This is a genomic window from Anoxybacillus ayderensis (genome assembly GCF_013761015.1).
In the GTDB taxonomy this organism is placed as follows: Bacteria; Bacillota; Bacilli; order Bacillales; family Anoxybacillaceae; genus Anoxybacillus; species Anoxybacillus ayderensis.
The window spans coordinates 1-13,436 of the sequence record NZ_JACDUV010000013.1; the positions used below are offsets into that span (position 1 = coordinate 1).

13 protein-coding genes, 1 tRNA gene, 1 rRNA gene and 2 riboswitches are annotated in these 13,436 nt (G+C 40.3%); of the genes, 4 read left to right on the forward strand and 11 right to left on the reverse strand.

Features of this window, described 5'->3' with window-relative positions; genetic code table 11:
• Positions 1-258 precede the first annotated feature (258 nt).
• Together HNR63_RS13470 and guaA are read right to left on the reverse strand one after the other, a co-directional pair.
• On the reverse strand, positions 259-1,584 hold the full coding sequence (locus HNR63_RS13470) for an NCS2 family permease (RefSeq protein ID WP_181521057.1): 1,326 nt from the start codon (positions 1,582-1,584) through the stop codon (positions 259-261).
• A gap of 118 nt (positions 1,585-1,702) precedes the next feature.
• Positions 1,703-1,804, reverse strand: a riboswitch (purine riboswitch).
• 83 nt (positions 1,805-1,887) lie between these two features.
• Positions 1,888-3,408: a glutamine-hydrolyzing GMP synthase gene (guaA, locus tag HNR63_RS13475; protein WP_181521059.1), complete on the reverse strand. Its 1,521-nt coding sequence runs from the start codon at positions 3,406-3,408 to the stop codon at positions 1,888-1,890.
• A 94-nt stretch (positions 3,409-3,502) separates the two neighbouring features.
• Positions 3,503-3,604: riboswitch (purine riboswitch) on the reverse strand.
• 125 nt (positions 3,605-3,729) lie between these two features.
• Between guaA and HNR63_RS13480 the strand changes: the two genes are divergently transcribed.
• Positions 3,730-4,263, forward strand: coding sequence for a DUF6944 family repetitive protein (locus HNR63_RS13480; RefSeq protein ID WP_181521049.1), 534 nt, complete (start codon positions 3,730-3,732; stop codon positions 4,261-4,263).
• Positions 4,264-4,274: 11 nt separating this feature from the next.
• Here HNR63_RS13480 and groL read toward each other — a convergent pair whose 3' ends face one another.
• Positions 4,275-5,891 (reverse strand): chaperonin GroEL, encoded by a 1,617-nt coding sequence (gene groL, locus HNR63_RS13485; protein ID WP_009362638.1) that lies wholly within the window; start codon positions 5,889-5,891, stop codon positions 4,275-4,277.
• A gap of 71 nt (positions 5,892-5,962) precedes the next feature.
• The gene (groES, locus tag HNR63_RS13490; RefSeq protein WP_004888755.1) at positions 5,963-6,247 is read right to left on the reverse strand and encodes a co-chaperone GroES; all 285 of its coding nucleotides are present in this window, start codon (positions 6,245-6,247) and stop codon (positions 5,963-5,965) included.
• A 225-nt stretch (positions 6,248-6,472) separates the two neighbouring features.
• Here groES and HNR63_RS13495 point away from each other — a divergent pair, with 225 nt between their 5' ends.
• A complete protein-coding gene (locus tag HNR63_RS13495) occupies positions 6,473-7,210 on the forward strand; it encodes a CPBP family intramembrane glutamic endopeptidase (RefSeq protein WP_181521051.1) in 738 nt (245 codons plus the stop codon).
• Positions 7,207-7,380, forward strand: coding sequence for a YdiK family protein (locus HNR63_RS13500; protein ID WP_009362636.1), 174 nt, complete (start codon positions 7,207-7,209; stop codon positions 7,378-7,380). The genes HNR63_RS13495 and HNR63_RS13500 overlap by 4 nt, the downstream gene beginning before the upstream one ends.
• Before the next feature lie 9 nt (positions 7,381-7,389).
• Here HNR63_RS13500 and HNR63_RS13505 read toward each other — a convergent pair whose 3' ends face one another.
• A complete protein-coding gene (locus tag HNR63_RS13505) occupies positions 7,390-8,025 on the reverse strand; it encodes a redox-sensing transcriptional repressor Rex (RefSeq protein WP_009362635.1) in 636 nt (211 codons plus the stop codon).
• A gap of 227 nt (positions 8,026-8,252) precedes the next feature.
• On the opposite strand from HNR63_RS13505, the gene HNR63_RS13510 reads away from it, so the two are divergent.
• A complete protein-coding gene (locus HNR63_RS13510) occupies positions 8,253-10,148 on the forward strand; it encodes an ABC-F family ATP-binding cassette domain-containing protein (RefSeq protein ID WP_181521061.1) in 1,896 nt (631 codons plus the stop codon).
• A gap of 309 nt (positions 10,149-10,457) precedes the next feature.
• On the opposite strand, the gene tsaD is transcribed toward HNR63_RS13510, so the two are convergent.
• The 6 genes from tsaD to rrf all read right to left on the reverse strand — a co-directional run.
• Positions 10,458-11,471 (reverse strand): tRNA (adenosine(37)-N6)-threonylcarbamoyltransferase complex transferase subunit TsaD, encoded by a 1,014-nt coding sequence (gene tsaD / locus HNR63_RS13515; RefSeq protein WP_181521053.1) that lies wholly within the window; start codon positions 11,469-11,471, stop codon positions 10,458-10,460.
• The gene (rimI, locus tag HNR63_RS13520; RefSeq protein WP_021094778.1) at positions 11,468-11,911 is read right to left on the reverse strand and encodes a ribosomal protein S18-alanine N-acetyltransferase; all 444 of its coding nucleotides are present in this window, start codon (positions 11,909-11,911) and stop codon (positions 11,468-11,470) included. Before rimI ends, tsaD begins: the two co-directional genes overlap by 4 nt.
• A gap of 3 nt (positions 11,912-11,914) precedes the next feature.
• Positions 11,915-12,613 (reverse strand): tRNA (adenosine(37)-N6)-threonylcarbamoyltransferase complex dimerization subunit type 1 TsaB, encoded by a 699-nt coding sequence (gene tsaB / locus HNR63_RS13525; RefSeq protein ID WP_181521055.1) that lies wholly within the window; start codon positions 12,611-12,613, stop codon positions 11,915-11,917.
• The gene (gene tsaE / locus HNR63_RS13530; protein WP_085789505.1) at positions 12,594-13,067 is read right to left on the reverse strand and encodes a tRNA (adenosine(37)-N6)-threonylcarbamoyltransferase complex ATPase subunit type 1 TsaE; all 474 of its coding nucleotides are present in this window, start codon (positions 13,065-13,067) and stop codon (positions 12,594-12,596) included. The genes tsaB and tsaE overlap by 20 nt, the downstream gene beginning before the upstream one ends.
• 156 nt (positions 13,068-13,223) lie before the next feature.
• A tRNA-Met gene (locus tag HNR63_RS13535) sits at positions 13,224-13,300 on the reverse strand.
• A 42-nt stretch (positions 13,301-13,342) separates the two neighbouring features.
• Positions 13,343-13,436, reverse strand: a 5S ribosomal RNA gene (rrf, locus tag HNR63_RS13540); the annotation flags it as partial.

The following is a 13,436-nucleotide window of genomic DNA, read 5'->3' on the forward strand; positions in this document are numbered from 1 at the left end:
AAGTTATCCTTAGCTTTTGTACGCTTTTCGCTTCGTTCAGTTTTCAAGGAACATCTCGTCGCTTTTGAAGCGACCTTTTTAATATAACATTTACTATTTTCTTTGTCAACACTTTTTTACTTTTTCTTTTTTCATAAGTTGCTTGTTTCAATCAGCAATAAGTATATTATCAAAAACAAATTTGCTCGTCAACTGTTTTTTTAAAAAAATAAGGCTTGGAATTTATGGTCCAAGCCCACAACCCTCATGAATATATAATTACTCAACTAAAAATGCAAAGTATAGAATGAAAATAACGAATAAACCATACATAATCGGATGAACTTCTTTCCCTTTCCCTTTTGCAATCATTGTAATTGGATAGAAAATAAACCCGATCGCAATTCCTGTTGCAATACTATATGTTAAAGGCATTGCAATTAGCGTTAAAAATGAAGGAACAGCAATTTCAAAACGAGTCCATTCAATTTTTCCAAGAGATGATACCATAAGTACACCGACAATAATTAATGCTGGTGCTGTAACAGGTGCCGTTACAACAGATAGTAATGGAGAAAAGAACAAGGCAAACAAAAATAAAATGGCTGTTACAACAGAAGCAAAACCTGTACGCCCACCCGCTGCTACTCCAGCTGATGACTCGATATACGATGTAGTAGTTGACGTACCTAAAATTGCCCCGACTACCGTTGCACAAGAATCCGCAAAAAGCGCTTTTCCTGCCCGTGGCAATTTATTTTCTTTTAATAAACCTGCTTGATTCGCCACAGCAACTAACGTTCCTGCTGTATCAAAGAAATCAACGAATAAGAATGTTAACACAACCGCCAGCATTTTTATATTAAAAATTTGATCGAAATGTTCAAACGCTACCCCAAACGTAGGTGCAAGACTTGGTACAGAACCTACTACCTTTGTTGGCACATCAATTAAGCCTGCAATCATTCCCACAATCGCAGTAACGACCATGCCAATGAAAATTCCACCGTTTACGCCGCGAACCATTAAAATAACGGTAACAATTACACCGAAGATCGCCAATAATGTATTTCCATTTGTCAAATGTCCTAATCCTACGAGAACCGCATCGTTATTTACAATAATGCCTGCGTTTTGGAATCCGATAAACGTAATAAATAACCCAATTCCTGCTCCAACTGCATATTTTAAGTCTTCTGGGATCGAGTTAATAATTTTTTCACGTATACCACTTAATGTTAGTAAAATAAAAATAAGTCCAGACATTAAAACACCAGATAATGCTGTTTGCCAAGGAATGCCCATCGTCAATACAACGGTAAAAGCAAAGAAAGCATTTAATCCCATCCCCGGAGCAAGCGCAATAGGATAACGTGCTATTAACCCCATTAATAGCGATCCAACAGCGGCCGCAATCGCCGTCGCGGTAAATACAGCCCCTTGATCCATTCTCATTTCATTCGGTAAATCTGGCACCGCACTTAACGACAAAATAGACGGATTAACAAACAAAATGTAAGCCATAGATAAAAACGTCGTTAAACCCGCAATAATCTCCCGCTTATAATTTGTACCGAGCTCATCAAATTGGAAATACTTCTTAATCACTTCAAGTCCCTCCATATGTTGTTAATAAAAAGAAAAAACGCTTCTAGCAAACTACCAGAAGCGTTGACTATGATGCATAATGCACAGAACATAGAGAGGAACCAAGCAGATTCCTCTCCCCCACATTACACATCGTAGTCAAGCTATTTACGGTAGCTTGGTAGAGACTCTCGAGCCATATTCTCGAGATTATACGATGTATCCTCTATTTATTTTACACATACATTCTATCAAGCACATCCGACAAAGTCAAGATAAAAAACGAACATTTTTTATATAAAAAAACTTTTTGTTCGTTTTTTACTCCCATTCGATCGTTGCTGGTGGTTTGCTTGTAATATCATACACAACGCGGTTGACGTGAGGCACTTCATTAACAATACGCGTTGAAATGACTTCAAGCACATCCCAAGGAATACGTGCCCAGTCTGCTGTCATGCCATCAATTGATGTCACTGCACGAATACCGACCGTATAATCGTACGTACGTGCATCTCCCATCACTCCAACACTACGAATGTCAGGAAGGACGGTGAAGTATTGCCAAATATCACGATCAAGACCTGCTTTTTTAATTTCCTCACGCAAAATGGCATCCGATTCACGAACAATATTTAACTTTTCTTCTGTCACTTCACCTAACACGCGAATACCAAGTCCTGGTCCCGGGAACGGCTGACGCCATACAATTTCATCTGGAATACCTAATTCTGTGCCAAGGGCACGCACTTCATCTTTAAACAGCGTATTTAGCGGCTCAATTAATTTAAATTTCATATCTTCAGGTAAGCCGCCGACATTATGATGTGATTTAATTGTTTGAGCTGTTGCGGTTCCGCTCTCAATAATATCCGTGTAAAGTGTACCTTGTACTAAAAACTCAATGCCATCCAATTTTGCTGCTTCATCGTCAAACACGTAAATAAACTCATTTCCGATAATTTTTCGTTTTTGCTCCGGATCACTTACACCTTTTAATTTATTTAAAAACCGCTCTTTTGCGTCTACTTTAATGACGTTCATATGGAAGCCTTCACGGAACGTTTTCATGACGCTTTCTGCTTCTCCTTTACGAAGTAAGCCATGATCCACAAAAATACACGTCAACTGATCACCAATAGCACGATGGACGAGAACAGCTGCGACCGATGAATCAACACCGCCACTTAAAGCGCAAAGTACTTTTTTATTGCCGACAAGCTCACGGATTTTACGAACTTCGTGATCGATAAAACTTCCCATTGTCCAGTCGCCTTTGCACTCACAAACATGAAACACAAATCGTTTTAATAGCTCATTTCCATATACGGAATGGCGCACTTCCGGATGAAACTGAACAGCGTAAAACTTCCTCGTTTCGTCACTCATCGCGGCAATTGGACAAGATGGGCTTGTTGCATCAACATTGAACCCTTCCGGTGTTTTTGTCACTAAATCCCCATGACTCATCCAAACAATTTGCTCTGTCGGTAAGTCGCTAAACAGTCGAGAGACGCGTTGCACCGCAATCGTTGCTTTTCCATATTCTCGGTGTGTCGCTTTTTCCACTTTTCCACCTAAATGATGCGTCATTAACTGCATTCCATAACAAATACCTAAAATCGGAATGCCTAACTCAAAAATGGCCGGATCGCACGTAAATGCTTGTTCGTCATATACACTATTCGGACCACCCGAAAAGACAATTCCTTTTACGTTCATTTGTTGAATTTGCTCAGCTGTAATCGTATGTGGATGCAGTTCACTGTACACCCCAAACTCACGAATACGGCGTGTAATTAACTGATTGTACTGACTCCCGAAATCTAAAACAACGATCATTTCCTGCTGACTCAAACGAAATCACCCCATCTACATATAATAAAAAAGCTAGCATTCATACCCCCGCATAAAAAAACGAAGGCAGAATTCTAGCAATATAGAACACTGCCTTCGTAGTCGGGTCATTTACGGTGTCCCGGTAGAGACTCTCGAACCATATTATCGAGGATATACGAAGGTGCGCATCTTAAATTTTAGTCCATTCTACCAACTCTATTCCTCATCGGTCAAGATGCCATCTTTTTTATTAAATTTTCTAACAATTAACAACGATATGTAGCTTGCATATGATATATGAGCAAAAATTGTAGGAGAATGCACATGAATCAACCGAAAGCACTAATCGGTTCATTTATTCAAGCGATAGGTACGGTCACTTCGGCCGTCGGAAGCATCCCTTCTTTAAGCGATAAAAAACAGTTTGCTCTTGATTTATCGGGAAACGTGCTGCAAGCAACAGGAAACGCCCTAGAGGCAGATGCTGAAACATCCGATACATTAGGTGTATATGGAAACGAAATTCAAGCTATCGGGAACATTACCGTTATCGCTGGGCTATTAAACAACGACGGAGATCGGCTAGAGATTACAGGAAACTGGTTGCAATCTTTAGGAGGACTCATTTCATTTGCAGATGATTGGGAAGATAAGCAATCATCTGTATTAAACCCAATCGGAAATTTGCTTCAAGCGATCGGCAACGCCTTGCAGGCCATCGGCGGTATATATGAAGAAAGAGGAAATAAAACCGAAGGACAGTCGCTCGGCATCATTGGATCATGGGTTCAAGCTATTGGATCTATTCTTTGTTTTTTAAATCAACTAAAAAAGACTACCCCGCTAGAAGAGGGGTAGTCTTTCTATGATTACATCATGCCGCCCATGTCAGGCATGCCAGGTGTGCCTTTATTTTCTTCTGGCTTATCTGCAACGACCGCTTCTGTTGTTAAGAACATAGCGGCAACAGATGCTGCGTTTTGAAGCGCAGAACGAGTAACTTTCGTTGGGTCAACAATACCCGCTTCGATCATGTCAACCCACTCGCCAGTTGCTGCGTTGAAGCCAACACCAGGTTTTTCTGTTTTTAAGCGCTCTACGATGACAGAGCCTTCTAAACCAGCGTTTTGTGCGATTTGACGAACTGGCTCTTCGATCGCACGAAGAACGATTTTCACACCAGTTGCTTCGTCACCTTCCGCTTCAATTGCTGCAACTTTGCTGTATACGTTCATTAACGCTGTACCACCGCCGGCAACGATACCTTCTTCAACTGCCGCACGTGTTGCGTTTAATGCGTCTTCGATGCGAAGTTTACGCTCTTTCAATTCAGTTTCAGTTGCAGCACCGACTTTAATAACGGCAACGCCACCAGCTAATTTTGCTAAGCGCTCTTGTAATTTTTCACGGTCAAATTCAGAAGTTGTTTCTTCTAATTGAGCGCGGATTTGGTTGATGCGTGCTTGAATGTCTTCTGCACGACCAGCGCCACCAACAATTGTTGTATGTTCTTTCGTTACAACAACTTTCGCTGCACGACCAAGTGAAGCAATTGTTGTTGATTTCAATTCACGACCTAATTCTTCTGTAATGACTTCACCGCCTGTTAAGATAGCGATATCTTGAAGCATCGCTTTACGACGGTCACCGAAGCCAGGCGCTTTTACTGCAACAGCTGTGAATGTGCCGCGAAGTTTGTTCACAACTAATGTCGCAAGCGCTTCGCCTTCCACATCTTCAGCAATGATTAATAATGGTTTGCCTTGTTGAACAACTTGCTCTAATACAGGAAGAAGTTCTTGAATGCTTGAAACTTTTTTATCTGTAATTAAGATGTATGGATTTTCTAATACAGCTTCCATTTTGTCAGAGTCTGTGATCATGTATGGAGATACATAACCACGGTCAAATTGCATACCTTCCACAACATCTAATTCTGTTGTGAAGCCTTTAGACTCTTCTAATGTAATAACGCCGTCTTTGCCAACGCGTTCCATTGCTTCTGCGATTAATTGACCAACTTCTTCGTCAGCCGCAGAAATCGCTGCAACTTGAGCAATTGAATCTTTTCCTTCAATTGGTTTAGAGATCGCTTTTAATTCTTCTACCGCAACAGCAACAGCTTTTTCAATACCTTTGCGAATACCCATTGGGTTCGCACCAGCTGTTACGTTTTTCAATCCTTCACGAATCATCGCTTGCGCTAATACAGTTGCTGTTGTTGTACCGTCACCAGCAACGTCATTTGTTTTGCTTGCTACTTCTGCAACAAGCTTCGCACCCATATTTTCAAACGGATCTTCTAATTCAATTTCTTTCGCGATTGTTACACCGTCATTTGTAATTAATGGAGAACCAAATTTTTTCTCTAATACAACGTTACGACCTTTTGGACCTAATGTTACTTTTACTGCATCAGCTAATTTATCTACACCGCGTAACATCGCACGACGAGCTTCTTCGCTGAATTTAATTTCTTTTGCCATACATCTTACCCCCTTGATGATAATTTTTTGTTAAGTATTTTTGTATGCTTTATATGTTATCAGGCGAACGATTAACCAATCACAGCTAAAATGTCGCTTTCACGTAAAATTAAGTACTCTTTTCCATCATATTTCACTTCTGTACCCGCATATTTTGAGAAGATGATGCGGTCACCAACGCTTACTTCTGGAGCTACGCGCTCACCATTGTCAAGAACGCGACCTGAACCAACCGCAACAACTTTTCCTTCTTGTGGTTTTTCCTTCGCTGTGTCTGGTAAAACAATTCCGCTCGCTGTTTTTTCTTCAGTTTGAATTAATTCAATGACAATACGATCACCTAGTGGCTTCAACACGGCAAACGACCTCCTTAATTAGATTTTCGTTCCGTTATTAGCACTCATCATCATTGAGTGCTAACACACTTATTATATTAATGAACTTTTTTCAATTTTGCAAGTAGGAAGTTAAAAATTTTTCACTAAATCTTTCCCTTTTTCATTATGTCTTTCCTTTCGAAATTCATACAAAAAATATGGTAAAATGAAAAAGTACTCATTTTGTCAAAAGGGGTTGAACACGTGAAAAAGCAATATTGGTATGTCATTATTACATACATCGCCATGCAGTTATCTAGTTTAATTGGCGTTCCTTTGCTTGCACATAGCGGGTTTGTTGACACATCAAATAAAGAAATCGCCCTATCCATTGCCTCAGGTTATTGGGCTGTCATTAGCTTCTCGATCGCTTTTCTTTTCGTTCTTTATTTCATGAGAGAAGATATGAAATACTCATACGATCGCCATCAAGCATCTATTGGAACGTCAATTTTTTGGGGAATTGGAGGGTTCTTTCTTGCCCTTTTCGCTCAAGGCATCGCAGCAAATATTGAGATGCACGTATTTGGCGTCGAGATGGGGTCCGAAAATACGAGACGCATCGTTGAGATGGTGAAGCTAACACCAGCGCTTATGCTCGTCACTTCGATCGTCGGACCGATTTTAGAAGAAATCATTTTTCGAAAAATTATTTTTGGAACGCTGTATCAAAAATATAACTTTCTTTTATCGGCGACTGTCAGTTCCCTTTTATTTGCTGTCGTTCATTTAGAGTTTGAACATTTGCTTCTTTATGCAACGATGGGATTCGTATTTGCTTTCTTATATGTGAAAACAAAGCGTATTCTCGTACCTATTGCAGCACATGTACTGATGAACACATTTGTCGTTGTCATTCAAACGTTATTTGCTGAGGAAATTGAAAAAATAATGAGGGAAGCAGAACAAATGCAATTCGTGATTTGGAGGCTGTTTTCATGAAGTCTGAACCGTTGTTTTACTTTTTAATGGGCATTTTATTCACTTATTTTGCTGTCGATAGCGCTGACGATGGCATTTGGGACGTCACAACGATGCTATTTATCCTTATTGCTACATTAGATTTTGGCACAGCTATTCGTTCTTTATTGAAAAAAACCTCCCGCTCATGAACGGGAGGTTCACTCATTTCCATAATGTTTTAAAAAGTAAACAAGTGACTGCAATTCGACCGCTAAATCAATATGATGAACGCGAATGTGTTCAGGCACATGCAGGCGAGCAGGCGTAAAGTTTAAAATTCCTTTAATGCCTTTTTGGACAAGTCGATCAGTAATCGGTTGGGCAACTTGGGCTGGAACGGTTAAAATCGCTACCGTAATCCCACCTAGTTTTTCTTCCAATTCATCTAAATGATAAACGGGAACGCCACCTACTTCCGTTCCGACTTTATCTGGATCTACATCGAACGCCATCACGATTTTCGTATTATTGTTTTTGCTAAAATTGTAGTTCAAAAATGCCGTTCCTAAATTACCAACCCCAAACAACGCTACTTCTGTCGTTTCATCTTGATCTAACGTTTTTCTGAAAAACGACAGCAAATAATTCACATTATAACCGTATCCTTTTTTTCCAAGCGCACCAAAGTATGAAAAATCACGGCGAATCGTTGCTGAATCGACTTTTACGGCTTCACTTAACTCCGCTGAAGATACACGCTGCTTTCCTGATGCATGCAAGTTTTTCAAAAAACGATAATACAACGGTAGTCGCTTTGCGGTCGCCTGCGGAATTTTTGGTTGTTCATTATTCACGAGTCAATCCCCCACATTTCCTTTCACAAATAGTTAGCGCTTTCATTTTTCTCTCCTATACGTCTGAAAAGTTCTCCCCACTTTTAAACTATACACTATTTTTCTCATTCTGTCTTTCCTTTGTACCCTTTATTATTATTTTTGTCAAATTTGTTATTCGCACACTAGTGTTGCCGAACATCAAGAAAGTACGTTACACTATCAAAAGAAGATTGAGGTGAAAAATGATGATCATTTTACAAGTAAATCAACTATCCAAATCATATGGGGCGGAACAAGTTTTATCAGACATTAAGCTTGAAATACAAGAAAAAGACCGTATTGCGTTAGTGGGAAGAAATGGGGCAGGAAAATCGACATTATTAAAAATCATTGCCGGCCAATTGTCGTATGACACAGGAGAAGTGATCAAACCGAAGCACGTAACAATTGGTTACTTAGACCAATATACTGGTTTGCACGCCCATCGCTCCATTTGGGAAGAAATGCTCGATGTGTTTGCCCCGCTTCAACAAATGGAAAAACAATTGCGTGACCTAGAGCAACAAATGAGCTTGCACGGTGCCGACTATGAGCGCTTACTTGAACATTACGACCGTTTACAAACGGAATTTAAAGAAAAAGGTGGCTATCAATATGAAGCCGATATTCGTTCTGTGCTTCATGGTCTCCGCTTTTCTCAGTATGACTACACAACAAAAATATCTACGTTAAGCGGTGGACAGCGAACACGATTAGCGCTCGGCAAACTGCTTCTTGCTAAACCAGATTTGTTGATTTTAGACGAACCAACAAACCATTTGGATATGGAAACATTACAATGGCTTGAACAATATTTAAAAAATTATGATGGAGCCATTCTTATCGTCTCACACGACCGCTATTTTCTTGATCAAATCGTGACACAAGTGTATGAATTATCACGCACGAAAATAAAAAAATACGTTGGAAACTATACGAGTTATTTACAACAACGGGCGGAACAATTTGAACAACAACTGAAACTGTATGAAAAACAACAAGAAGAAATTTCGAAATTAAAAGATTTTATTCAACGAAATATTGCCCGTGCATCGACGGCAAAGCGAGCGCAAAGCAGAAGAAAACAATTAGAAAAAATGAATATCATTGAAAAGCCGCTCGGCGATGAAAAATCGGCATCGTTTCGCTTCGAAATTGAACGACCAAGCGGAAACGACGTGTTAACAGCTACCGATTTAGCCATTGGTTATGATCACATCATCGCAACAAACCTATCATTCCGTGTCACTCGCGGTGATAGCATCGCACTCATTGGACCAAATGGAATTGGAAAATCGACTCTTTTAAAAACGATTATCAAACAACTCCCTGCAAAACATGGGGAGCTCCGCTACGGAACAAATGTACAAATTGGCTATTATGATCAAGAACAAGCTCAATTAACATCGAACAAACGTGTCATCGATGAACTATGGGATGAAGATCGATTAAAGACAGAAAAAGAAATTCGCACGATTCTCGGAAACTTTTTATTTTCTGGCGACGATGTATTGAAACCTGTGCAAACATTAAGTGGCGGTGAAAAAGCTCGGCTCGCTCTCGCCAAACTGATGATGAAAAAAGCCAACGTCTTAGTGTTAGACGAACCGACAAACCATTTAGATTTAGACAGCAAAGAAGTGCTAGAACAAGCGCTTATTGAATACCCAGGAACAATTATCTTCGTTTCTCACGACCGTTATTTTATTAACAAAATCGCAACAAAAATATACGAGTTATCCACAGAAGGTCTCATTGAATATTTAGGGGACTATGATTATTACGTGGCGAAAAAAGCAGAGCTACTCGAACTTGGACAAATCGGTCAAGAGACGACAACGGGCGAATCATCGTCCCTAAAACGTTCGTATGAAGAAGAAAAAGAACGAAAAAAATTAGAGAGACAACGAAAACGAAAAATAGAGCAGCTAGAGACAGAGATGGAGAAACTCGAGCAACAAATTGCAACGTATGAACAACAATTATATGATCCTTCCTGTTATAACGACTACGAGAAAGCCAGAGATACACAAGCAAAAATCGCAGAACTAAAACAAAAATTTGATGAGTTATTCGAACAATGGGAACTTTTACAACAATAATGATGAGCTAGCTCCATTTGTGGACTAGCTCATCTTTTTACACAAACATATCCACAGAAAAAACACCTAAATATAAGTTATTCACGTACTTTTCCACATTATCCACAAAACCATCAAAAAATTTGTCTATTTCTTTGTGGTTAACTCGTTATGATAAAATAACATATAGTACACGTTTTCCACATTATCCACATGTATGTGGATAACATAATCCACAAAATGTGACTAAGTTTTTCTTCATGCCAAGTTGTTCCGCACGTATATAGTTATAAAAAAGGAGTGCCCCTTCACTTTCGGGACACCCTCCTGTTATAACAGTAAACTTGGGTTCGCATTTAACGCCATAGTAGCGCGCTTTCCTTGTTGAAATAATACTGTTCCAGCTGCCGCAATCATCGCCGCGTTATCTGTACAAAGGGACAATGGCGGAATGATAAGTTCCACCTCTGGTAATTGCTCAACTTGTTTTTGCAATTGTGTGCGCAATCCTTCATTTGCTGCGACCCCACCAGCTAGCAATATTTGCTTCACGTCGTAATGCGCAGCCGCTTGTATCGTTTTTCCTACTAATACTTCGACAACACTTGTCTGAAAACTTGCTGCCATATCTTCAGGCAAAATGGTTTCCCCACGCTGTTTTGCATTGTGCAACGTATTAATGACGGCTGATTTTAATCCACTAAAACTAAAGTCATACGAACCTTCTTCCAACCATGCACGAGGCAAATCAATAGTCGGTTTTCCTTGTTTCGCCAAACGATCAATGTGAGGCCCTCCCGGATAAGGTAGCTGTAACGCGCGTGCAACTTTGTCATACGCTTCCCCAGCCGCATCGTCTCGCGTCTCACCAATGACTTCAAACACTCCATGCTCTTTCATATAAATGAGCTCCGTATGCCCTCCTGACACAACAAGAGCTAATAGCGGAAATTTCATTTCTTGTACAAGTTGATTCGCATAAATATGTCCTGCAATATGATGCACGCCAACAAGAGGAATGCGATGCGCAAAAGCTAATGCTTTCGCAGCGTTCACGCCAATCAATAGCGCGCCAACTAATCCCGGACCTTCTGTTACCGCAATCGCATCAATTTCGCTAACATCCATATTTGCCTGCTTCATCGTTTCTTCTAACACAAGCGTGATTTGCTCAACATGGTGACGCGATGCAATTTCAGGAACGACCCCACCAAATCGTTGATGACTTTCCATTTGTGAGGAAACAACGTTAGCTACAATTTCACATCCATTTTTCACAATGGCAGCTGCTGTTTCATCACAGCTTGTCTCAATTCCAAGCACAAATATATCTTTTTCACTCATAATTTCACCCACATTACTAATGCATCTTCTTGGTTATCTGAATAATATCGCTTACGAATACCGCCATTTAAAAAGCCAAGCTTTCGATACAATGATTGTGCAACGGTATTCGACACCCGCACTTCCAATGTCATCGTTTGAGCCCCTTCTTCTCTCGCTAACGCCATCGCCTGTTTCATTAGTGCTTCTCCGAGTTTTTTACCACGAAATTCTGGCAACACCGCAATGTTTGTAATATGCGCTTCATCCATCACTAACCACATGCCACAATAACCAATAATTTGTCCATCATGCTCCATCACAATGTAACGAGCATATCGATTATTTGTCAACTCTTGATAAAAGGAAGAACGACTCCATGGGAGCGTAAATGAAAGCTGTTCGATTTCCACAATGCGATCGAGATCTTGAAGCGTCATAAACCGAAAAGAAACATCCACTTATCATTCCGTCCTTTCTTGCTGACGAGCAAGCCAATTCGCTTCCGCCTCTGCTAAACGAATATAGTTTGGCACAAATGTATGAATGTCTTCCGGCTCGCGATTTATTCCTAACCACGCGAGCTCACTTGGACGTGGATTGTGAAGTGTCGCTGGAGCTACTTGAACACGATCTAGCGTTTCAACAAATGTTGCTTCATGTAGCGAACTATCGTTTCCAACTAATAAAATCGGTTCATTATATGCTTTTAATTCATTTGCCCACTCTGTAGCTAAAATGACTTGATCAGCTACGATCGATTGCACGTGATCTCCTTCGACTTTGTAAAGACCTGTATAAATTTGTCCTCGCCGAGCGTCCATTAACGGAACAACGAGACCTTGAAAATATTTTGCGCTTGCTGCCATCACTTCTAAACTTGATACGCCGACAAGCGGAATATTTAGCGTCCAAGCAAGCGTTTTAGCAATTGTCACCCCAATGCGAACACCTGTATATGATCCAGGGCCTTTCGCAACAACAATTCGATCCAGATCTTTTGGACTCATATCACATTGTTGAAGTAGTGCCTCAATCGCAGGCATCACTCGTATCGAATGATTTTTTTTCAAATTTGTAATGATTTCCCCTTTAACAATTTGTCCATCAACAACAGCGATCCCCATAACAAATGTCGATGTATCAATGGCTAACACTTTCATCGCTAAAAATCTCCTTACATAACTGTTCGTAACGTTGGCCAATTGGAGTGAAGTGAATAATTCGACTTTCCCCATCAGCATGGTGAATAGTAATATGTAAACGTTCAGTTGGTAAATATGGCTCAATGACATGCGCCCATTCAACAACTGTTACACCATCACCGAAAAAATATTCATCAAAACCTAAATCTTCTTCACTTTCTGCTAAACGATATACATCCATATGATACAAAGGGAGACGTCCTTCGTATTGTTTAATAATATTAAAAGTCGGGCTGCTGACATTGCGGTTAATTCCTAGTCCCTTTGCTAGTCCTTTTGTAAACGTTGTTTTTCCTGCTCCTAAATCACCTTCTAACGTAATAACGTCTTGTGGCTGAACGTACCGAGCAAGTTTCATTGCTAATGCGAACGTATCTTCAGGATGATGTGATACATATTCATATGTTTTCATCGTTCATTCCCCTAATTAAATAAAATCAACATACAAAAAAGACCTTAGGATCGCTCTCCTAAGGAAATGCTACACATATAAGTGTACACGAAAACAAAACATAAAGCAAAAAAGGCATAAAAAAACACGAAACTTATATCGTTTCGTTTCATTGGTTGGTTGCGGGGGCAGGATTTGAACCTGCGACCTTCGGGTTATGAGCCCGACGAGCTACCTGGCTGCTCCACCCCGCGATGATTGAAATAGAAATATATTTTCTCGATAAATACAATAATGCCCGGCAACGTCCTACTCTCGCAGGCGGTGTCCCGCCAACTACCATCGGCGCTGGAGAGCTTAACTTCCGTGTTCGGGATGGGAACGGGTGTG

Bases quoted from the DNA above. Each gene is read 5' to 3' on its own strand.
- HNR63_RS13480 (WP_181521049.1), top strand. From the start codon at position 3,730: ATGAATCAACCGAAAGCACTAATCGGTTCATTTATTCAAGCGATAGGT.
- groL (WP_009362638.1), bottom strand. From the start codon at position 5,891: ATGGCAAAAGAAATTAAATTCAGCGAAGAAGCTCGTCGTGCGATGTTA.
- HNR63_RS13500 (WP_009362636.1), top strand. From the start codon at position 7,207: ATGAAGTCTGAACCGTTGTTTTACTTTTTAATGGGCATTTTATTCACT.
- tsaE (WP_085789505.1), bottom strand. From the start codon at position 13,067: ATGAAAACATATGAATATGTATCACATCATCCTGAAGATACGTTCGCA.
- HNR63_RS13510 (WP_181521061.1), top strand. From the start codon at position 8,253: ATGATCATTTTACAAGTAAATCAACTATCCAAATCATATGGGGCGGAA.
- guaA (WP_181521059.1), bottom strand. From the start codon at position 3,408: ATGATCGTTGTTTTAGATTTCGGGAGTCAGTACAATCAGTTAATTACA.
- tsaD (WP_181521053.1), bottom strand. From the start codon at position 11,471: ATGAGTGAAAAAGATATATTTGTGCTTGGAATTGAGACAAGCTGTGAT.
- tsaB (WP_181521055.1), bottom strand. From the start codon at position 12,613: ATGAAAGTGTTAGCCATTGATACATCGACATTTGTTATGGGGATCGCT.